At 70.5% G+C, this 19,026-nt stretch carries 19 protein-coding genes; 12 read left to right on the forward strand and 7 right to left on the reverse strand.

Features of this window, described 5'->3' with window-relative positions:
- The 4 genes from D7X32_RS34680 to rsmA all read left to right on the forward strand — a co-directional run.
- A partial coding sequence (locus D7X32_RS34680; protein WP_147450383.1) for a J domain-containing protein occupies nucleotides 1-771 on the forward strand: 771 nt, incomplete at its 5' end.
- A gap of 143 nt (nucleotides 772-914) precedes the next feature.
- Nucleotides 915-3,752 (forward strand): response regulator, encoded by a 2,838-nt coding sequence (locus D7X32_RS34685; protein ID WP_120606858.1) that lies wholly within the window; start codon nucleotides 915-917, stop codon nucleotides 3,750-3,752.
- A 43-nt stretch (nucleotides 3,753-3,795) separates the two neighbouring features.
- A complete protein-coding gene (tsaD, locus tag D7X32_RS34690) occupies nucleotides 3,796-4,794 on the forward strand; it encodes a tRNA (adenosine(37)-N6)-threonylcarbamoyltransferase complex transferase subunit TsaD (protein ID WP_120606859.1) in 999 nt (332 codons plus the stop codon).
- A gap of 9 nt (nucleotides 4,795-4,803) precedes the next feature.
- The gene (gene rsmA, locus D7X32_RS34695; protein ID WP_120606860.1) at nucleotides 4,804-5,691 is read left to right on the forward strand and encodes a 16S rRNA (adenine(1518)-N(6)/adenine(1519)-N(6))-dimethyltransferase RsmA; all 888 of its coding nucleotides are present in this window, start codon (nucleotides 4,804-4,806) and stop codon (nucleotides 5,689-5,691) included.
- Nucleotides 5,692-5,701: 10 nt separating this feature from the next.
- On the opposite strand, the gene D7X32_RS34700 is transcribed toward rsmA, so the two are convergent.
- Nucleotides 5,702-5,989, reverse strand: a complete 288-nt coding sequence (locus D7X32_RS34700) for a hypothetical protein (protein ID WP_120606861.1) — start codon at nucleotides 5,987-5,989, stop codon at nucleotides 5,702-5,704.
- A 179-nt stretch (nucleotides 5,990-6,168) separates the two neighbouring features.
- Between D7X32_RS34700 and D7X32_RS34705 the strand changes: the two genes are divergently transcribed.
- The 5 genes from D7X32_RS34705 to D7X32_RS34725 all read left to right on the forward strand — a co-directional run bounded on the left by D7X32_RS34705 (nucleotide 6,169) and on the right by D7X32_RS34725 (nucleotide 9,832).
- Nucleotides 6,169-6,810: a deoxynucleoside kinase gene (locus tag D7X32_RS34705; RefSeq protein ID WP_120606862.1), complete on the forward strand. Its 642-nt coding sequence runs from the start codon at nucleotides 6,169-6,171 to the stop codon at nucleotides 6,808-6,810.
- A gap of 170 nt (nucleotides 6,811-6,980) precedes the next feature.
- Nucleotides 6,981-7,889 carry a 3-methyl-2-oxobutanoate hydroxymethyltransferase gene (panB, locus tag D7X32_RS34710; RefSeq protein ID WP_120606863.1) on the forward strand — a complete coding sequence of 303 codons (909 nt, stop codon included), beginning with the start codon at nucleotides 6,981-6,983 and terminating at the stop codon, nucleotides 7,887-7,889.
- A gap of 2 nt (nucleotides 7,890-7,891) precedes the next feature.
- Nucleotides 7,892-8,746, forward strand: coding sequence for a pantoate--beta-alanine ligase (gene panC / locus D7X32_RS34715; RefSeq protein ID WP_120606864.1), 855 nt, complete (start codon nucleotides 7,892-7,894; stop codon nucleotides 8,744-8,746).
- 16 nt (nucleotides 8,747-8,762) lie between these two features.
- Nucleotides 8,763-9,248 carry an SsrA-binding protein SmpB gene (smpB, locus tag D7X32_RS34720; RefSeq protein ID WP_014398822.1) on the forward strand — a complete coding sequence of 162 codons (486 nt, stop codon included), beginning with the start codon at nucleotides 8,763-8,765 and terminating at the stop codon, nucleotides 9,246-9,248.
- Nucleotides 9,249-9,283: 35 nt separating this feature from the next.
- Complete coding sequence (locus D7X32_RS34725; RefSeq protein WP_120606865.1) at nucleotides 9,284-9,832, forward strand: ClpXP protease specificity-enhancing factor SspB; 549 nt, start codon at nucleotides 9,284-9,286, stop codon at nucleotides 9,830-9,832.
- 28 nt (nucleotides 9,833-9,860) lie between these two features.
- On the opposite strand, the gene D7X32_RS34730 is transcribed toward D7X32_RS34725, so the two are convergent.
- The 6 genes from D7X32_RS34730 to D7X32_RS34755 form a co-directional block, all read right to left on the reverse strand.
- Nucleotides 9,861-11,969, reverse strand: coding sequence for a serine/threonine-protein kinase (locus tag D7X32_RS34730; RefSeq protein WP_120606866.1), 2,109 nt, complete (start codon nucleotides 11,967-11,969; stop codon nucleotides 9,861-9,863).
- Between the two features lie 31 nt (nucleotides 11,970-12,000).
- Nucleotides 12,001-12,387 (reverse strand): DUF971 domain-containing protein, encoded by a 387-nt coding sequence (locus tag D7X32_RS34735; protein ID WP_120606867.1) that lies wholly within the window; start codon nucleotides 12,385-12,387, stop codon nucleotides 12,001-12,003.
- 56 nt (nucleotides 12,388-12,443) lie between these two features.
- Entirely contained in the window at nucleotides 12,444-14,162 is a 1,719-nt protein-coding gene (locus tag D7X32_RS34740) for an HD domain-containing phosphohydrolase (protein WP_120606868.1), read from the reverse strand.
- 27 nt (nucleotides 14,163-14,189) lie between these two features.
- Entirely contained in the window at nucleotides 14,190-15,020 is an 831-nt protein-coding gene (locus D7X32_RS34745; RefSeq protein WP_120606869.1) for a peptidoglycan-binding protein LysM, read from the reverse strand.
- Nucleotides 15,017-15,427, reverse strand: a complete 411-nt coding sequence (locus tag D7X32_RS34750; RefSeq protein ID WP_171448522.1) for a FecR domain-containing protein — start codon at nucleotides 15,425-15,427, stop codon at nucleotides 15,017-15,019. The genes D7X32_RS34745 and D7X32_RS34750 overlap by 4 nt, the downstream gene beginning before the upstream one ends.
- A 129-nt stretch (nucleotides 15,428-15,556) precedes the next feature.
- Entirely contained in the window at nucleotides 15,557-16,360 is an 804-nt protein-coding gene (locus tag D7X32_RS34755; protein WP_120606871.1) for a carbon-nitrogen hydrolase family protein, read from the reverse strand.
- Nucleotides 16,361-16,569: 209 nt separating this feature from the next.
- Here D7X32_RS34755 and rimP point away from each other — a divergent pair, with 209 nt between their 5' ends.
- The 3 genes from rimP to D7X32_RS34770 form a co-directional block, all read left to right on the forward strand.
- Entirely contained in the window at nucleotides 16,570-17,055 is a 486-nt protein-coding gene (gene rimP, locus D7X32_RS34760; RefSeq protein WP_120606872.1) for a ribosome maturation factor RimP, read from the forward strand.
- 70 nt (nucleotides 17,056-17,125) lie between these two features.
- The gene (gene nusA, locus D7X32_RS34765) at nucleotides 17,126-18,826 is read left to right on the forward strand and encodes a transcription termination factor NusA (RefSeq protein ID WP_120606873.1); all 1,701 of its coding nucleotides are present in this window, start codon (nucleotides 17,126-17,128) and stop codon (nucleotides 18,824-18,826) included.
- A 52-nt stretch (nucleotides 18,827-18,878) separates the two neighbouring features.
- On the forward strand, nucleotides 18,879-19,026 hold a 148-nt coding region (locus D7X32_RS34770), incomplete at its 3' end, for a YlxR family protein (protein ID WP_244239346.1).

Genomic DNA, 19,026 nt, shown 5'->3' on the forward strand with positions numbered 1-19,026 from the left:
ATAAGAGACAGCCCCAAGCCCGACGAGGGCCGGCTCGCGCAGCAGATTGAACAGCGCTACGCCGACATCCAGACGAAGAAGGACCACTTCTTCACGCTGGGCGTCCCGCAGGATGCCTCCCGCGACCAGGTGAAGGCCGCCTTCCTGAGCCTCGCCAAGCTCTTCCACCCGGACCGGCTGCCCCCGTCGCTGCCCCACCTGGCGCCGAAGATCACCGCCGTCTTCGAGTCCATCCGCGAGGCCTACGAAGTCCTCCACGACGACACCCGCCGCAAGAACTACCAGTTGGCCCAGCAGGGCGCGCAGGCCGCTCCCAAGGCCCCGATCGCGGGCCCCGGCGCCCGCCCCGGCAGCCCCGGCGCCGCCCGCGCGGACACCAACGCGGACGACCTCTTCCGCATGGGCGAGGTCTTCTTCCGCAAGCGCGACTTCATCGCCGCCAGCGAACACTACGAGCGCGCCCACGCCCTGGACCCCAAGCCCCTGTACCTCGCGGCGCGCGCCTGGGCCGTCTACATGGACCCCAGCCGCAAGGCCGACATGCCCCGCGCGAAACAGTGGATGGCGGATGCGGTGCGCACCGACCCGAACTGTGATCGCGCCCACTACCAGTTGGGCGTCATCGCCCGCGTGGAAGGGGACATGGACCGCGCGGAGCGGCACTTCCGGGACGCGGTGCGTTCGAACCCCAAGCACCTGGAGGCGAACCAGGAGCTGCGGCTCATCGACATGCGCAAGAAGAACCCGCCCAAGAAGGGTCTCTTCCGCTGACTCGCCTGTCCCCCAGGGAGGGAATCGGCCGGTTTTCCGGACAGTCCCGCCCATTGACACACCTGGAAACCGGACCCGATGCTTGCCCCCACGGGGCGCGTCCGTTGGATCCGCCGTCCCGCCCGTTTTGAAAGGCATGCCACGTGGCCAAGCAGCACCTGCTCCTCGTCGACGGTGACGCGAAGAGTCTGCGCGTGATGGAGGTCAGCCTGAAGAAGGCGGGCTTCTCCGTCACGACTGCGATCCACGGCAAGGATGCGCTGGAGAAGGTCCAGATCAGTCCGCCGGACCTCGTGCTCGCGGACACCAAGATGCCGGAGATGGACGGCTTCGAGCTCTGCAAGGCGCTCAAGTCCGACGAGCGCTTCAAGTTCATCCCCTTCGTCTTCCTGACGAACCAGAAGTCGGTCGAGTTCAAGGTGCGCGGCCTGGAACTCGGGGGTGACGACTACCTGACGAAGCCGATCTACATCAAAGAGATCGTCACCCGCGTGAAGATGATCCTTCAGAAGGCCGAGAAGGAACGCATCGAGAAGCGCGAGACGACCAAGGGTGGCTTCGCGGGAAGCCTCGCCGACATGGGCGTCGTGGACCTGGTCCAGACCTTTGAAATCGGCCGCAAGACGGGCGTCATCTCCATCCAGGGCGAGCGCACCGGCGTCGTCTACTTCAAGGAAGGCCGCGTCATCGACGCGGAGCTGGGCCGGCTCAAGGGCGAGAACGCCTTCTACCGCCTGCTCAACACGTTCGAAGGCCAGTTCGACGTGCAGTTCACCACGTTGGACCGCACCGAGCGCATCGAGGTCTCCACGCAGGGCCTCCTCATGGAGGGCATGCGCCGGCTGGACGAGTGGGGCCGGATGCTCGAGCAGCTCCCGCCGCTGGAGACGGTCTTCGAGATCGACTACCACCAGCTGGCGGACCGCCTGTCGGAGATCCCCGATGAGGTGAACGGCCTGTTGCGCCTGTTCGACGGCAAGCGTGCGCTGTCGCGCGTGGTGGAGGACTCGGACTTCGAGGACCTGGCCGCGCTGGGCATCATCAGCAAGCTGTACTTCGAAGGGCTGATCCGCGAGCTGGGCAACGCGCCGCTGGAGCCCGTGCAGAGCAGCAAGCCGGGCATCGAGCAGTGGCTGAACGCCGCGCCGCCCATCCCCGTGGAGGTCGCGCCCGCGCAGGAGGCCGCGCCCGCGGAAGTGCCGGCCCCCGTCGAGGAGCCGGCGCCCCCGGTGGAAGTGGCGCCCGTGGCGGAAGCCCCGCCCTACGAGGAGCCCGAGGCCCCGCCCGCGCAGCCGGAGCCCATGGAGGAGGTCACGCCGGTGGCGGAGGTGGCGCCCGCGCCGGTCTCCGCGCAGCCCGCGCAGGTGATCATCTTCCCGCCGCGCCTCCGTCCCGGCGAGGGCGGTCCTCCGCCGTTCGGTCAGGAGGGCGTGGAGCCCGTGGTTCCTCCGCTGTCGCAGGAGGGGTCGGCGTTCCTCGTGGAGCCGCCCCCGGCGCACCGCGCGGTGGATCATGCGCGGCGCAGCCTGCTGCTCGACTGGAGCCGGGTGGACACGGAGGGCCTGAGCGCCTCCAGCACGTGGGGCCCCGGTTCACCGTGGTCGTCCTCGTCCCGCGCGCCGGCCCCCGCCGCGCACAGCCCGTTCGCCGCCGCGCCCGCGCAGGCGCCCGTGGATCCGCAGCCCTCGCGTCCGCCCATCTTCGGTGGCGCCGCCATCGCGCCCAGCCCGCTGGCGCACGTGCCGCCTCCCACGCCGGCCCCTCCGTCGTCCGAGGTGACGCTGGTCAGCGGGCGGGAGCCCCTCCAGGACGAAGTGCCGGTGGAGGAGGCCCCGCCGCAGCAGCTCGCGCTGCCTCCGTATCCGGGCCACGGCATCGTGCCGCCGCAGGTCGCTCCCGTGGCGCTCAACGTCGAGTACCCCGCGACGACGCCCTTCGATGCGCAGCCGGCCCCCATCGAGCCGGTGGACACCCCCGCGCACGACGTGCCCGCGTCCGAGGCGTACTTCACGGAGCCCGAGCCCTCCGAGCCCGCGGCGAGCGCCCCGGCGCCCTCCACGCAGGCCGCGAACGCCGCCAGCGGCACCGCGACGGCCCCGGCCAGCGCCGCGCCCACGAACAGCGCGACCGCTCCGGCCAGCACGCCTCCCGCGAAGCCCGCCAGCGCGAAGCCCGCGCACGACGAGGACGACGCGGCGATGATCGCCGCGATGAAGCCCAAGCGCACGGGCCTCTACGTCGCGGGTGGTCTGGTGCTGGTCGCGGCCGTGGCCGCGCTGGTGATCTCCAAGGGCTCGGGCAGCTCCGAAACGCCCAAGCCTCCCGAACCGAAGGTGACGCAGCCCGCGCCGCCCGTGGAGGCGCCCAAGCCGCCGGAGACGACGCCTCCGCCGGAGGTCACGCCGCCGCCCGTGAAGACCGTGGACGCGCAGACCGACGCGGGGGCCCCTCCGCCGAAGACCGCCACCACCACTCCGGAGGACGCGGGCGCGCCGCCGGTGAAGATGGCCACGCCCGAGCCCGCCGCCGTCCCCGACGCGGGCCTCGCGGCCGTACCGACGCCCACGACGCCCCCGGACGCGACGCCGCCCGTGGTGCAGGCGAAGGCCACCTTCGCGGACTTCATCAAGGACGGCCGCGCGGCGATGGCCCGCAAGAGCTTCAAGTCCGCCGTCGGCGCCTACCGCAAGGCGCTCGCGCTCGACAGCGCCTCCATCGAGGCGAAGACGGGCCTGGGCATCTCGCTGGCCAACAACAGCAGCACCAGCGAATCCGGCTACCGCGAAGCGGCCAAGCTGCTCCAGGACGTCGTCAAGGCGGAGCCGAAGAACGCGAAGGCCTGGTTCTGGCTGGGCAGCTCGCTCCAGTTCTCCGGTGAGCAAACCCGAGCGGCCGAGGCCTACAAGCGGTATCTGTTCCTCGAACCGACGGGAAGTTCGGCGGAAGAGGTGCGCGCACTGCTCAAGGGGATGGGCAGCTAGGCGGCCTGTCCGCTTCAGCCTCCCCGTCCTTGCTGGAGTCGTCGTGCTCGTCCTGGGACTCGAAACCTCGTGCGATGAAACCGCCGCCGCCGTCGTGGAGGACGGGCGGCGCGTCCTGTCGGACGTCGTCTCCACGCAGGTGGACATCCACCGCCGCTGGGGCGGCGTCGTGCCGGAGCTGGCCAGCCGCAACCACATCGTCCAGGTGATGCCCGTCGTCCACGAGGCCCTCACCCGCGCGGACAAGACGCTCGACGACATCGACCTCTTGGCCGTCACGTCCGGCCCCGGCCTCATCGGCGCGCTGCTGGTGGGGCTCCAGGTGGCCAAGGGCCTGAGCCTCGCCACGGGCAAGCCCTTCGTGGGCGCCAACCACCTGGAAGGGCACCTGCTGGCCATCCGGCTGCTGGAGGACGCGCCCGCGCCGCCGTTCCTGGGGCTCGTCGTCTCCGGTGGCCACACCAGCCTCTACGAGGTGCGCGACTACGGGAACTACCGCCTCGTCGGCCGCACGCGCGACGACGCCGCGGGCGAGGCCTACGACAAGACGGCGCGCATCCTCGGCCTGCCGTACCCGGGCGGGCAGCCCATCGACGAGCTGGCGCAGAAGGGTGACCCGGAGGCCATCCGCTTCCCGCGCGCGCTGCCGGGCGACAACCTGGACGTGTCCTTCTCCGGGCTGAAGACGTCGGTGCTCCACCACGTCCAGAAGCACGGCGTGCCGGAAGGCCAGGCCCTCCACGACCTGTGCGCGTCGTTCCAGGAGGCGGTGGCGGACGTGCTGTCAAAGAAGCTCGTCGCCGCGGCGAAGAAGCTGGGCCACAACCAGCTGGTGCTGTGCGGCGGCGTGGCGGCGAATTCACGGCTCCGGGCCCTGTGCAAGCAGCGCGCGGAGGAGCGCGGCCTGCGCATGTTCCTACCGCCGGTGCGACTGTGCACGGACAATGGCGCGATGATCGCCGTCGCGGGGTATGAAGCGTGGCGCCGCGGCTTGCGCGGTGATTTCCGCCTCGCGGCCGACCCCGCCTGGCGCATGGAGTAGGGGCCTCAAGTGGATTCTCCGCGCGAAATCCTCAAGCGACACGGCCTGCGGGCCAAGCACAGCTGGGGACAGAACTTCCTCGGAGACCCGGACGCGCTCCAGGCCATCGCGGACGCGCTCGTGTTGCGCGAGGGCGAACCCGTGGTGGAGCTGGGCCCGGGCCTGGGCCACCTCACGCGCTTCCTCGCCGCCACCGGCGCGCAGGTCACAGCCGTGGAGCGCGACCGCGACATGGTGGCCGTGCTGGAGAAGGAGGCCATCCCCGGCGTGCGCGTGGTGCCCGGCAACGCCGCCACGGTGGACTTCGCCCAGGTGGCAGGCGCGCCGGACATCGCGCTCGTGGGCAACCTGCCGTACCACCTCACCAGCCCCATCCTCTTCCAGGTGCTCGCGCAGCGCGCCCACATCTCTCGCGCCGTCTTCACGCTCCAGAAGGAGGTCGTGGTGCGGCTGGCCGCGGAGCCCGGCAACCGCGACTACGGGCTGCTCACGGTGCTGCTCGGCCTGCACTTCGACGTGGAGCAGGTGCTCACGCTGGAGGCGTGGCGCTTCCATCCACCCCCGAAGGTGGACTCCGCCGTGCTGCGCCTCACGCGGCTCAAGAAGCCCCGCGCGCCGCTGGTGGACGAGGCCCGCTTCACGCGGCTGGTGAAGGCCGGCTTCGCGCAGCGCCGCAAGACGCTGATCAACTCGCTCAAGTCCGACAAGGGCCTGGCGACGCCGGAGGTGATGCTGGCCGCGCTCAAGACGGCGGGCATCGACCCGGGCCGCCGCGCGGAGACGCTCGCCCCGGAGGAGTTCGCCGCCATCGAGCGCGCCCTGGGCCCCGTCACCGCCATGGCGCCGCCGCCCCCGGACGCGCCGGAAGAAGCCGTAGGCCACGACGCGGAGGAGTAGGGGACGACGGTCAGCGCTTCTGGCCCAGCGCGGCCAGGAGCCCACCCTGCTGAGCGAGGAACGCGCGGAACTCGTCCTCGTCGATGCGCAGGCGCGCGAGCACGCCGCTGAGCACCTCGTCCACGGTGCCGTCCGGCCGGCGCTTCAGTTCGAAGGCCGTCTTGAGCAGGGCCACGCCATAGAGTGGATCCACGTCCACCGGAGGTGCGGGAGGGGCCGTGGCCGTACGGGCGGCGGGCGCCACTTCCGTGGGCTCCACCAGGTCCACCACCGTCTTCACCCGCTGCCTGCCGCGCATCTGTGGCCCGTCGCTCCGCTGTCCGTGTTCGCGGGCACCGTAGGGGATGACCCCGGATGGCGCAAGGGTCGGGTGGCCCGGCGAAAATTGCCGGATGCACGGGGGCATGGTTGTGTTATCCGCCCCCCGCGCGCGCATGTCTCGCATGCGTTGATTCCGGGGGCGGAGGCCTCGGGCCGATGGACCACCGCTACATCGTCGTCGAAGGCCCCATCGGCGTGGGCAAGACGAGCCTCACCAACCTCCTCACGGAGCGCCTGGGCAGCCGCCGCATCCTCGAAGTGGTGGAGGAGAACCCCTTCCTCTCCAGCTTCTACGCGGACCGGCAGAAGTTCGCGTTCCAGACGCAGGTGTTCTTCCTGCTGTCGCGCTTCCGCCAGCAGCAGGAGCTCTTCCAGCAGGACCTGTTCCGCGCCGTCACCGTGAGCGACTACCTGTTCGCGAAGGACCGCATCTTCGCGAACCTCACGTTGGCCTCGGACGAGCTGGCCCTCTACGACCGCGTCTTCGAGGCGCTGGGGCCCCGCGTCCCGCAGCCCGACCTGGTCATCTACCTCCAGGCCCAGCTGGACGTGCTGCTGCATCGCATCAAGAAGCGCGGCCGTGAATTCGAGCGCAAGTTCGACGCGGGCTACCTGGAGTCGCTCACGCACGCCTACAACGACTTCTTCGCGCACTACACGGACACGCCGTTGCTGGTGGTGAACACGTCGGACATCGACTTCGTGCACAACGAGGCGGACCGCGAGGACCTGCTGCTGGCCATCCAGAACGCGAAGTCCGGCGTGCAGCACTACACCCCCAAGTCCCGCCGGGGCTGACGGCCGCCGCCCGGCTGGCTGCCTGGCGTGCGGTGATCCCCCCACGCGGCCTTCGAGGGCGTTAGAGTGCATCCGCGTGGAACCCCGGCCTCCGGCGATCCCCTTGGGGACGGCGAGGGGCCTTCCGTTCCACGCGGCTGTCCCACCCGTCTTGCCACAGGAGGTGAACCGTGAAGGACAAGGTCACCATCCACACGCTGAAGCGCCTGAAGCAGTCCGGTCAGAAGATCTGCATGGTCACCGCGTACGACGCGACGTTCGCGCGCATCCTCGACGAGGGCGGCGCGGACGTGCTCCTGGTCGGTGACTCGCTGGGCATGGTCATCCAGGGCCAGGACTCCACGCTGCCCGTCACCATGGACCAGATGGTCTACCACTCGGCGGCCGTGAGCCGCGGCGCGAAGCGGGCGCACGTGGTGGGCGACCTGCCGTTCATGAGCTACCAGGTGTCGCCGCAAGAGGCGGTGCGCAACGCCGGGCGGCTCGTGGCTGAAGGCAACGTGGGCAGCGTGAAGCTGGAGGGCGGCGCCGAGTTCGCCGACACCGTGCGTGCCATCGTCCGCGCCAGCATCCCCGTCATGGGCCACCTGGGGCTGACGCCGCAATCGGTGCACAAGATGGGCGGCTACGTGGTGCAGGGCCGCGACGAGGACGCCGCGCGCCGCATGCTGGAGGACGCGCTCGCGCTGGAGGCCGCCGGCGCCTATGCGCTGGTGCTGGAGGGCGTGCCGCTGGAACTGGCGCGCACCATCACCCAGAGCCTGAAGATCCCGACCATCGGCATTGGCGCGGGCAAGCACTGTGATGGACAGGTGCTGGTCTGCTACGACCTGCTGGGCATGAACCCGGACTTCAAGCCGAAGTTCGTGAAGCGCTTCGCCAACCTGCACGGGAACATCACGGAGGCCGCGAACACGTACTTCTCCGAAGTGCGCGCGGGCACCTTCCCGGATGAAGACCACAGCTTCAAGGCCACCAAGGGCATCCGTCTGGTGACGCCCACGCCTGTCGCCCCCGACGCGGACGTCGCCGCCGAGGGCGCGGAGAAGGTCGGCGGCATCTACGGGGCTCCGGTCTAGCCATGGCCCCCCACGTCCTGCGCACCGTTCCGGAAGTGAAGGCCTGGGTCGCGTCCCTCCAGAAGGAGGGAAAGACGCTGGCGCTCGTGCCCACCATGGGCTTCCTCCATGAGGGCCATGTCTCTCTCATGAAGGAGGGCGGCCGGCGCGCGGACGTGGTGGCCACCTCCATCTTCGTGAACCCCACGCAGTTCGGTCCCCGCGAGGACCTGGCGCGCTACCCGCGCGACTTCGAGGGGGACCTGGCCAAGTGCGCGAGCGCGGGCGTCACGGCCGTGTTCGCGCCCGAGCCCGCGGCGATGTACCCCGCCGGCTACCAGACCTACGTGGAGGTCACGGAGGTCAGCCAGGGGCTGTGCGGCGAGCGGCGTCCCGGCCACTTCCGGGGCGTCGCCACCATCGTCACGCAGCTGTTGGCGCTGTTCCGCCCGGCCGTGGCGCTGTTCGGGGAGAAGGACTACCAGCAGCTCCAGGTCATCAAGACGCTCAACCGCGACCTGCACCTGGGCGCGGACATCGTGGGCATGCCCACCATCCGTGAGGCGGACGGGCTGGCCATGAGCAGCCGGAACGCATATCTGTCCGCGGATGAACGCCGCCGGGCACTCGCCCTGTCGAAGGGCATGCGGGCGGCCCAGGCCCTGCTTGCCTCCGGCACCCGGGACACAGGAGCGCTGGTAGAAGCCGCCCGCCGTGAATTGCAGGCAGCGGACCTCCGGGAGGACTACGTGGAGGTACGGGACGCCGGGACGCTTTCACCCCTGGCGGCAGTGGCGCCCGGACAGACGGCACGCATGCTGGTGGCGGCCTTCTCGGGCACCACGCGGCTCATCGACAACATGCCGCTGGCCGGTTAGAGACCCGGGACACGTTATGGCCGCTGGAAAGTCGAAGGGTGTGGGTGCGGAGCCGGGGGTGAAGCTCATTGCCGAGAACCGGCGTGCGCGCTTCGACTACACGGTGGATGAGAAGATAGAGGCCGGGCTGGAGCTCACGGGGAGCGAGGTGAAGTCGTTGCGGGAAGGAACGGCCAACCTGTCGGACGCCTACGCGCTCCAGAAGGGCACGGAGCTGTTCCTGCTCAACGCCCACATCGGCTCCTACAAAGCGGCCAGTGTCTTCGACCACCTGCCCACCCGGGGCCGGAAGCTGCTGATGCATCGGGCGGAGATCGACCGCTGGACGGCGAAGGTTCGCGAGCGCGGTTACTCCATCATCCCGCTCGTGCTGTACTTCAGGAAGGGGCGGGCCAAGGTGGAGCTGGGCCTGTGCCGCGGCAAGACGCACGAAGATCGCCGCCACGACATCAAGGAACGGGAGACGAAGCGGGAGATGGACCGGGAAGTGCGCCGTCGTTGAGGGCGCGCCCGCAATTCCCCGCCGGACAGGCTGGAATGGACAAGAAGGTTTCCGAGAAGAAGGAGCGGCTGCTGGCCGCGCTGGATCAGGGGATGGTGATGATCCACCTGGACGCGCGCCGCCCCGGCGTGCTCGTCCCCGCCAGCCTCCGAGGCGAAGCACACCTGCGCCTCAACCTCTCCTACCGTTTCGAGCCACCCGACCTCACGGTGGGCGAGTGGGGCGTGCGCTCCACGCTGAGCTTCTCCGGTTCGCGCTTCACGGTGGCGGTGCCCTGGTCGGCGCTGTTCGCCATCGCCAGCCACGTGACGAAGGAGTTCTGGATGTACCCGGAGGAGATGCCGCCGGAGCTGCTCCAGCAGCCCCCCGTGGCGTCGGCCTCCGTCGCGCGTCCGCCGCCGCCCACGCCCGTGCCCATGCCCGTCGCCGCCGAAAGGCCCCGCGCCTTCCTGCGTGAAGTGCAGGCCGAGCGCACCGACGAGCCGGAGTCGCGTCCGGAGGTGGCCTCGCCGCCGCCGCCCGAGGGTGGGCCCCCGGAAGAGCCGCAGCCGCCGCGCCGTGGCCATCTGCGGCTGGTGAAGTAGTCCGGCCGCCCTCAGCTCCGGTGCTGCTTCAGCGCCGGAGTTCCGCCTCCACGTCCGCCTTGCGGCCACCCATGAACGAGCCCGTCCAGGCGCGGTAGCCCCGGAGCTTGAGCTGCACGGTGACGGAGCGCGAGGGATAGGTGTTGTCCATCGCCAGCGGCGTCACGCCCACCTCCACGCCGTCCACCAGGACGGTGGCGCCGGAGGGCTCGCTGCGGATGGACAGGAGCGCCGTCGGAGCCCCCAGCGCGTGCAGCACCTGGGCCTCGTAGCGGGGCCACAGGTACAGCGCGCCCGCCGCCAGCACCGCCGCGATGCCGAACAGCGCCACCGCCAGTCCCCAGCGCCTGCGGGGGCGGGGAGCCGCCACGGGCTCGAACTCATACGTCGTGCCCTCCGGACGCGGCGCGCGCTCCTCCAACTCCAGGTCTCCCTGGGCCGCCTGCCGGATGTTGGGCCGGTTCATCCGCTCCGACTCGTCCACGTCCGAGATGGACTGCGTGGCCATCGCGGGCTCATTCGCATGAGGCCGCGAGGAAGCGGAGGACGCTGCCGGCGCATTCGCCTGAGGCCGCGAGGAAGCGGAGGACGCTGCCGACGCGGGCGCACGCTCCTGGGCTCGCGCGGTGGAGGCTGTCGCTGACGCGGGCGCACTCCCCTGGACTCTCGCGGTGGAGGCTGGCGCTGACACGGGCGCATTCGTCTGAGGCCGCGTGGACGCGGCTCGCGCGGCCATGGGCTCGGCGCCGCCGGGCCTGGCAGGAGCGCCCGAAGGGGCACTGGCGGCATTGCGTCCCGTCGCGCTCCTCTGCCCTGGAGCCTCGGAGGCCGTCGCTGCATCCACTGGTGCCGCACTCGCGGAGGGCCCACGCGTGCAGGACTCGCAGGGCGACTCAGGGGACTCCAGCGCGGAGCCGCACAGGGCACAGGTGTGGACCACCTCGCCGGAGGTGGAGAGCGAGACGCCTCCCACAGGAGGGCTCCACGGCTCCTCTTCCTCCGCTCCCACGGGAACGGCCGCCGGAGGCGCCTTCCATGCGGCGGGCTCGCCACGCGCGGACGCCATCGCACCCGGGGACGCACCCGCCCTACCGCCATAGGCCATGGTGACCGAGGCGGCACCGGACGCGGACGGAATCCGTCCCGGGTCCACGCCCTCCCGCGGCGCGGCGGACATCACGAACGACGTGGACGTCGAGGCCGGGGCCTCCGCCAGGGCGGCCCGGGCCACTTCCCCCACGGACAGGGGCAGCTGGACGCCGCGCAGGAAGGTCGCCAGTGCGTGCGACGACGCGGGCTCTCCCGTCTGCGCGAGCCAGCGCGTGAGCGCCTCCGACACGTCCTCCGGCTCCGGGAAGCGGGCCGCGGGGTCGCGCGACAGCATGCGCAGCACCAGCGTGGCCAGCGACGCAGGAACGTCCGGCAGCGACGCGGGCGCGCGGTTGAGGATGGAGTACGCCACCGCCATCGGATCCGCGGATCCACCGAACGGGTGCTGCCCCGCGAGCATCTCCGCCAACAGGGTGCCCAGCGAGAACTGGTCGCTCAGCGCCGTGGCCGGCTCACCGCGGAGGACCTCCGGCGCCGCGTAGGGCACCTTGCCCTTGAAGGCCCCAGGCTCCGTGCGTGACAGGCCCGTCAGCCGCGCGATGCCGAAGTCCGAGACCTTCACCTCGCCTTCGCGCGACACCAGCAGGTTGGACGGTGACACGTCCCGGTGCGCCGTCATCAACACCTGTCCGCCGAGCTGGCGCCGGTACGCGTGCTGCAATCCCGCCTGGGCCTGGCTCGCGATGAACACCGCCAGGTGCGGTGGAATCCGCAGCCCCTGGCGCGTCACCGCCCGCATCAGTGCGCCCAGGTCCCAGCCGTCCACCAGCTCCATCACCAGGAAGAGCCCCTCGGAGCTCTCCCCCACGTCGTGCACGGTGACGATGTTCTGGTGCTGCAGCAGCATGGCCAGCCGCGCCTCGGAGACGAACATGCTCGAGATGTCCGGCTCGCGCGCCAGGTGCGGCAGCACGCGCTTGATGGCCACGGTGCGCTCGAAGCCCTCCGCGCCCTTCGCCACTCCCAGGAACAGCTCCGCCATGCCTCCCGTGGCCAGCGGTTGCAGCAGCCGATAGCGCGACGTCACGAGGACCTCCGGAAAGACGCGGTGGTGAGGCTCACCCCTGCGACTGGGTGATCTCGCGCAGGTGCTTCCACGGGTAGATGCCCGTGTTGTGCTGGTCGCTGAAGAGGAACGCGAGCGCGTAGTTGCCCACGGGCTGCATCTGGAGCACGCGCAGGTTCGCGGGCACCTGCGAGGGGTCCAGCGTGCGCTTCGCCGTCCACTCGTCCACGCACGCGGCGCACGGGCACTGCTGGCGCAGCACCTGCGCGGTGGCGGTCGTCGTCGCGCCGTCGTCCCACGTCAGCGTCAGCGACTCGCCGTCCGCGGACAGCTTCGCATCCGTCGCGCTGACGGGCTTGGGCGCGGGCTTGATGCGATCCCAGAAATTGCTCACCGGTCCACCTTCCGAAGCTTGGGGCAGCAGCCCCCTCCCTACCATCCTTCCGGCGGGGTGGGGGACGTGCCGCGAAAGCGAAAGGGCCCGGAGGCGAAGCTTCAGGAAGCCAGCTTGACCGGCTGCCGGTGGCCTTCCAGCCGCACGCCCCGCTGGGCCAGCACCGCGCGCAGGGCCAGCACCACCTTGGGGTCCAGCTGCGCGCCGCTCAGGTTGTCCAAAATCTCCATCGCCTTCTCCAGCGGCATGGCCTTCTGGTAGGGGCGCGTGGAGGTGCACGCATCGAAGGTGTCCGCGCACGCCACGATGCGCGCGAGCAGCGGGATGGACTCGCCCTTCAGCTTGTCCGGGTAGCCCGTGCCGTCCCAGCGCTCGTGGTGGTGGCGCACGCACGCGCGCACCGGGCCCAGGAAGGTGACGGGCCCGATGATGGCGTCGCCAATGGCCGGGTGCTCACGCATCAGGGCCATCTCCTGGTCGGTGAGCCGCGACTGCTTGCAGAGGATGTTCTCCGCGATGCCAATCTTCCCGATGTCGTGGAGGATGCCGCCGTACTGCAGCTGCCGCAGCTCGCGCTCGGTGAGCTTCAGCTCCCTGCCAATCTCCACCGCCACGTCGCCCACCCGCTGGCTGTGGCCGCGCGTGTACGCGTCCTTGGAGTCGATGGAGTTGGCCAGCGCGACGATGGTCTCCAGGTAGCCCTTCTCCAGGCTCTCGTAGAGGCCTCGCGTCTCCATGTCGTACGCCATGAGCTGCTTGCTCATGTAGTTGAACGTCTGGGCCAGCTCTCCCAGCTCGTTCTTCTGCTTGAGGTGCACCTCCACGCCGAACTTGCCGCGCGCCAGCTCCAGCGACGTCGCGATGAACGTCTTCAGGGGCTGCGTGAGGTTGCGGGAGAAGATGGCCGCCAGCACCAGCGCCACCAGGATGGCGCCGCCCAGGCCCAGGAGGATGCGCCGCTCCATGGTCTCCACCTGGCGGTAGGCGTGCTCCACCGGCTGCTCGGACACGATGGCCCAGCCCGCCTCCGGCAGCACCGAATATGCGGACACCACCGCGTCGCGCCCCTCGCCGAAGTTGCCCACGTGGAACAGCTCCGTGTCGGGCGTGCCCTCGCGCTGCTTGAGCAGGTGCGCCAGGGGCAGCCGCTTCGACACGTCGTCGCCCACCGCGCCCAGGTCTCCGCCGCCGGTAATCAAGCGCCCGTGCCGGTCCGCCAGGTACGCGAACCCCGTGCTGCCCACGCGCTCCTGCGCCAGCATCTGCCGGAGGCCCGCGAGCGTCAGGTCCGCGGCCATGTAGCCCTGCACCGGGTCGCCCACGGGGAAGGCCAGCGTCACCACCGGTCCGCCGCCTCCACCGCCCTGGGAGGCCACCACATCCGAGTAGCGCACCCCGGTGAGCCCTTCATCGAGCAGGGCCCGCGCGCGCTCCTCGTGCTCCGCCACCGCGCTGGGCGCCATGTCGTGCACCGCGAAGGCCTGCAGGCCCGGCAGCCGCTGCCGGTCCGCGCCGAACACGGTGAGCGCCAGCACCTCCGGGCGCTGGTTGAGCACCGACGCGATGTGCAGCCGCTGCGTGTCGCGCGACAGGGTGAAGAAGCCACCCGGCACGCTGGACAGCCCCACCACCATCTCCGTGGGGTCCTCCAGGAAGCTCTCCGCCTTGAGCCGCAGCTGCTTCACGCGCTCCTGCGCCAGCTCCTGCGCGTCGCGGATGAGCAGCTCGCGCGTATGGGACACCGACAACCAGCCCACCATCACCGTGGGGATGATGCTGACCACCAGCATCAGCAGGAGGATGGCTTTGAACAGTCGCACGGCGGTGGCTCCTCGCGGCAACGGCGGCTACTTCTGCCAGCCGTCCTTCACCTTGACGTTGAGTTCGAGCGATTCCGCGGCCAGCTCGAAGCGCCGTGTCTGGGAAGGCAGGGACCGCCCCTGCTCCGGACTCACCGCCGTCACCGTCCAGCGATAACGGCCCGCGGGCAGCGGCGGCAACGTCCATTGCCGCGCGGCCTGCACGGAGCGCACCGGCGCGGGCGCCGCTCCAGCTTCCACGCCTTCCGCGACGACCTCCACCTCGTACCGCGTGGCGCCCGTGACGGAGGCCCACGCCAGCGTCACCGGCGCCAGCAGGCTCCCGGTCGTCGGCTTCAGCGTGAAGCGGGCCTTGTCCGCGGGCTGCGCCAGCTGCGGCGCTCCGGGCGGCTCCGGCAATACAGTGCCCTGCTGCACGCGCACGGACTCGCCCTTCGCCAGCACGCGGGTGGCGTGCTGCGCCTCCACGGTGACGGGCGGGCCCTGGCGGTGGGTGACGGTGGTGGTGCCGGCGTCGTGGTCCACCTCCACCGTGAAGTTGGACGGCTGGGGCGGGTTGAGCAGCGCCCACGCCTCGTCCGCCTTATGCAATGCGTCCGCGTACCGCGCGGCCTGGAAGTGCGTCTCCGCGTCCTTGAGCCGGACCTCGGCTTCACGGCGGCGCGCATCGTCCGGCGCGGCCTTCACCGCCGCGCGCGACATCTCCAGCGCCTTGAGCGCCGTCTGCGGCTCCGTGCCGGGCGCCTTGCGCGGCCCTGGCGCCGCGGCGCCTTCCGGAGGCTCGCGCCCCACCGCCGGCGCGGTTGACGGCACCACGGACAGCCCCATCCACGCGCTGAGCCAGAGGGCGGCCTTCATTGGAATTCAATCTTCCTGCCCGCACGAACCGTGGCGGATGGGGTGGTGACGGACAGCGACTGGGTGGCCGGCTTCTCCAGGGTGGCGTCCACCCGTCCCCGGAGGACGGTGACATCCGTCCGGAGCTTGCTTTCCGCGATGCCCACCAGGGAATCGCCCCCCAGATGCAGGGTGCTTCCGTTGGCGAACACCACCTGGGCGCTGGCCCCGGCCTCGGTGCGGACCTTGTCGTTCTCGTAGAGGGGCAGCTCGTCGCGCGCGGGACTCCACTCGTCCGCCACCGCGCGTTTGATCTGCACGTCCCCCGTCAGCTCCCGCAGGTGCGCGCGCGCGACGGGCGGAGGCAGGGGCGCCTCGGTGGGCCCACGGGGCTTCTCGTCGGCGGTACAGCCGGGAGGAAGGGCCATGAGTGCGACCGCGAAAAGCAGGGGAGGCCAGCGTCGTCCATTCACCAGAGGGGTCTTCCTGCCGCCCACTCTAACCGGAAAAGCCGCGGCGGAAGGGCCTCCCGGCCCCCTCTGTTCACGGGCGCCTGCCTAGTCCAGCCGCCTGTGCGCCAGGCACGGCAAATTCCGCCGGATGCGTGCCTGGAGCTCCGGATCCACCGGCGCCACCGCCAGGCCTTCGCCTTCGGAGGCCCGCGCCGTCACCAGCCCCCACGGGTCCACCACCATCGCGTGGCCGTACGTCAGCCGCTGCGCGGAGTGCCGCCCGCCCTGGGCAGGCGCCAGCACGTACGCCTGGTTCTCGATGGCCCGGGCGCGCAGCAGCACCTCCCAGTGGTCCTTGCCGGTCATCATCGTGAACGCCGCCGGCACCGCGAGCAGCGTCGCCCCGTCCTTCGACAGCCGCCGGTACAGCTCCGGGAAGCGCAGGTCGTAGCAGACGCTCATGCCCAGCCGGCCCACCGCCGTGTCCGCCGCCACCACCTCCGTCCCCGGCGCCACCGCCGCGGACTCCTGGTAGGTGGCCCCGTCCCCGACGTCCACGTCGAACAGGTGCATCTTCCGGTACACGGCCAGCCGGGCGCCGTCCGGGCCGAACAGGACGCTGGTGTTGTAGAGCCGTCCGCCGGGCGCTCCCTCCTCCAGGATGGAGCCGGCCAGGAGGGTCATCTTCGTGCCCCGGGCCAGCTCCGCCATCCGGCTCAGGGTGGGGCCGTCCAGGCCTTCCGCGGCGGAGGGGCGCTCGGGCTCCGGGCCCATCCAGGAGAAGTTCTCCGGCAGGCCCACCAGGTGGGCTCCCAGGGAGGCGGCCTGGCGCACGAGGCGCGTGGCCACATCCAGGTTGTGGGCCTTGTCCGCGGTGGACACCATCTGGGCGGCGGCGATGAGGTGCATGGGCGCGTTATAACGTCACCGGCGTCACCGGAACCCCTGGGAATCCTTCAGTCCCGGGGGGCGTTGACCCGGCGCCTCGGGGTGTGTCCTTCCTTTACACCCCGAGGGGGCGTGTGTTACGGGACGCCCCGACATTTTTCGACGCATCACATTCGAAAAGTGGGCCGCCGTGCCCGCTTTTCGCGTTTTTGGAGACCTGTTTCCTGGCCATGGAGTCGAAGAACATCAAACAGACGGTGGAGGAGAAGGCAGCGGCGCTGCTGGATCCCATCGTGGCGAACGAAGGCCTGGAGCTCCTGGACGTGGAGTACGTCCGCGAGCGCGAGGGCTGGGTGTTGCGGCTGTTCATCGACAAGCCCGGTGGCCGGGTGGGACTGGACGAGTGCTCCCAGGTGTCGCGCGCGGTGGACCCGTCGCTCGACGTGGAGGACTTCATCCCCCAGGAATACAACCTGGAGGTCTCCAGCCCCGGGGTGAACCGGCCCTTGAAGAAGCCGGCGCACTTCGAACGGGTGAAGGGGCAGAAGGTCAAGGTGAAGACCTTCGGCCCGCTGGGTGACCCGCCGCGGAAGAACTTCAGCGGCACGCTCATCGGAGTGGCGGCCGACGCCATCTCCGTGGACGTGGAAGGGGGCGGTGCCTTCATCATCCCCTTCAAGGACATCGCCAAGGCCCATCTGGAGTTCGAGTTCTAGACGTCGACATACAGGGGACCCTGTTCGCGCCAGGGCCGCCCGTGGACCCATTTTCGGAGAAGACAACGCCATGCCCACGCCCGCCAACCCGGCCGTCAACCTCAACCTCGTCCTGGACCAGGTCGCCAAGGACAAGGGCATCGAACGGGCCGTGCTCATTGCCACCCTCGAGGACGCGATGAACACCGCGGCCAAGAAGCACTTTGGCCAGGACCGCAACCTGGAGGCCAAGTACGACCCGGACAAGGGCGTGGTGGAGCTCTTCCAGGCCATCACCGTGGTCGCGGAGATCACCGACCCCGTCCAGGCCGTGAACCAGATCACCATGGACGAGGCCCACAAGAAGGGCATGGAAGTGGAGCCCGGTGACGAGCTCGTCTTCCAGATCTTCTACCGGGACGAGGACGCCGCCGAGGCCAAGGCCCAGGACGACCAGTACGGCGACATCCTCCGCCTGAAGACCTTCCGCCGCGGCTTCGGCCGCATCGCGGCGCAGACGGCCAAGCAGGTCATCCTGCAGCGCACCCGCGACGCCGAGCGCGAGAACGTCTTCAACGAGTACAAGGACCGCAAGAACGAGATCGTCACCGGCATCGCCCGCCGGTTCGAGCGCGGCAACATCGTGGTGGACCTGGGCCGCGCGGAAGCCGTCCTTCCCGTGCGCGAGCAGGTCCCCCGTGAGACCTACCGCCCCGGCGACCGCGTCCAGGCCTACGTGCTGGACGTGCTGCGCGAGTCCAAGGGCCCGCAGATTGTGTTGTCGCGCGCGTCCGTGAACCTGCTCACCAAGCTCTTCGAGATGGAGGTGCCGGAAATCGCCGAAGGCATCGTCGTCATCGAGGCGGCGGCGCGTGAGCCCGGTGGCCGCGCGAAGATCGCCGTGTCCAGCCGCGACTCGGACGTGGATCCGGTGGGCGCGTGCGTGGGCATGAAGGGCAGCCGCGTGCAGGCGGTGGTGCAGGAGCTGCGCGGGGAGAAGATCGACATCGTCCCCTACGACGAGGACCCGGCGCGCTTCGTGTGCTCGGCCCTGGCCCCCGCGGAGGTCAGCCGCGTCATCATCGACGAGGCCAACCACGCCATGGAGCTCATCGTCCCGGACGACCAGCTGTCGCTGGCCATCGGACGTCGCGGGCAGAACGTGCGCCTCGCCGCCCAGCTGACCGGCTGGAAGCTGGACATCAACAGCGAGAGCCGCGTGCGGGAGATGCGCGAGTTCGCCAGCCGCTCGCTGGGCGCCCTGCCGGGTGTCAACGAGATGCTGGTGGAGACGCTCTACGCGCACGGCTTCCGTCAGGCGCGCGACGTGGCGGACGCGAACGCGGAGGTGCTGGCGCAGATCCCCGGCATCGACCCCACCCGCATCAACGCCATGCAGGAAGAGGCCCGCAAGCGCATGGTGGAGGACCAGCAGGAGCTGTCGCGCATGGACTACGAGCGCGAGCAGGCCCGCCTGGCCGAGGCCCGCCGCCACCCGGACGAGCTGTCCCAGCCGGAGCGCATGGCGCGCGTGCGCGGCGTCGGCGAGAAGACCATCGAACAGCTCATCCTCGCCGGTTACCGCACGGTGGAGGACATCGCGAACGAGAAGGACCTCACCCGCCTGGGGGATGTGCCAGGGGTGGGCATCAAGAAGGCGCGCCAGCTGAAGAGCGCGGCGGAGAACTACCTGGTGGAAGAGGCCAAGCTGCGCGCGGAGCTGAACGCGGAGCGGGGGCTGCTGGCGTCGGCCGGCGGCTCGGAGGGCGCGGAAGCGGCCAAGGCACCGTAACGACGGGGGTAGGCGGATGGGCCGCGCAACGAAACGGCTGGGGACACATCCCATGGAAATCACGGCGTCAGGTCCGGTCAGGACCTGCGTCGGGTGCGGTTCGCGCAAGTCACAGGCGGAACTCACCCGGTTCGTGGTAGGTCCCCAGGGCGGCGTGGTGGCGGACAGGCGGCGGAGGCTGCCGGGGCGGGGGGCGTACC

Source organism: Corallococcus carmarthensis, from assembly GCF_003611695.1.
GTDB lineage: Bacteria > Myxococcota > Myxococcia > Myxococcales > Myxococcaceae > Corallococcus > Corallococcus carmarthensis.

Coding starts and splice junctions, on each gene's coding strand:
- rimP (WP_120606872.1), top strand. CDS start 16,570: ATGGAGTCGAAGAACATCAAACAGACGGTGGAGGAGAAGGCAGCGGCG.
- smpB (WP_014398822.1), top strand. CDS start 8,763: ATGGCCGCTGGAAAGTCGAAGGGTGTGGGTGCGGAGCCGGGGGTGAAG.
- D7X32_RS34735 (WP_120606867.1), bottom strand. CDS start 12,387: ATGGTAGGGAGGGGGCTGCTGCCCCAAGCTTCGGAAGGTGGACCGGTG.
- D7X32_RS34745 (WP_120606869.1), bottom strand. CDS start 15,020: ATGAAGGCCGCCCTCTGGCTCAGCGCGTGGATGGGGCTGTCCGTGGTG.
- D7X32_RS34755 (WP_120606871.1), bottom strand. CDS start 16,360: ATGCACCTCATCGCCGCCGCCCAGATGGTGTCCACCGCGGACAAGGCC.
- D7X32_RS34750 (WP_171448522.1), bottom strand. CDS start 15,427: ATGGCCCTTCCTCCCGGCTGTACCGCCGACGAGAAGCCCCGTGGGCCC.
- D7X32_RS34700 (WP_120606861.1), bottom strand. CDS start 5,989: ATGCGCGGCAGGCAGCGGGTGAAGACGGTGGTGGACCTGGTGGAGCCC.
- D7X32_RS34725 (WP_120606865.1), top strand. CDS start 9,284: ATGGACAAGAAGGTTTCCGAGAAGAAGGAGCGGCTGCTGGCCGCGCTG.
- panC (WP_120606864.1), top strand. CDS start 7,892: ATGGCCCCCCACGTCCTGCGCACCGTTCCGGAAGTGAAGGCCTGGGTC.
- D7X32_RS34705 (WP_120606862.1), top strand. CDS start 6,169: ATGGACCACCGCTACATCGTCGTCGAAGGCCCCATCGGCGTGGGCAAG.
- nusA (WP_120606873.1), top strand. CDS start 17,126: ATGCCCACGCCCGCCAACCCGGCCGTCAACCTCAACCTCGTCCTGGAC.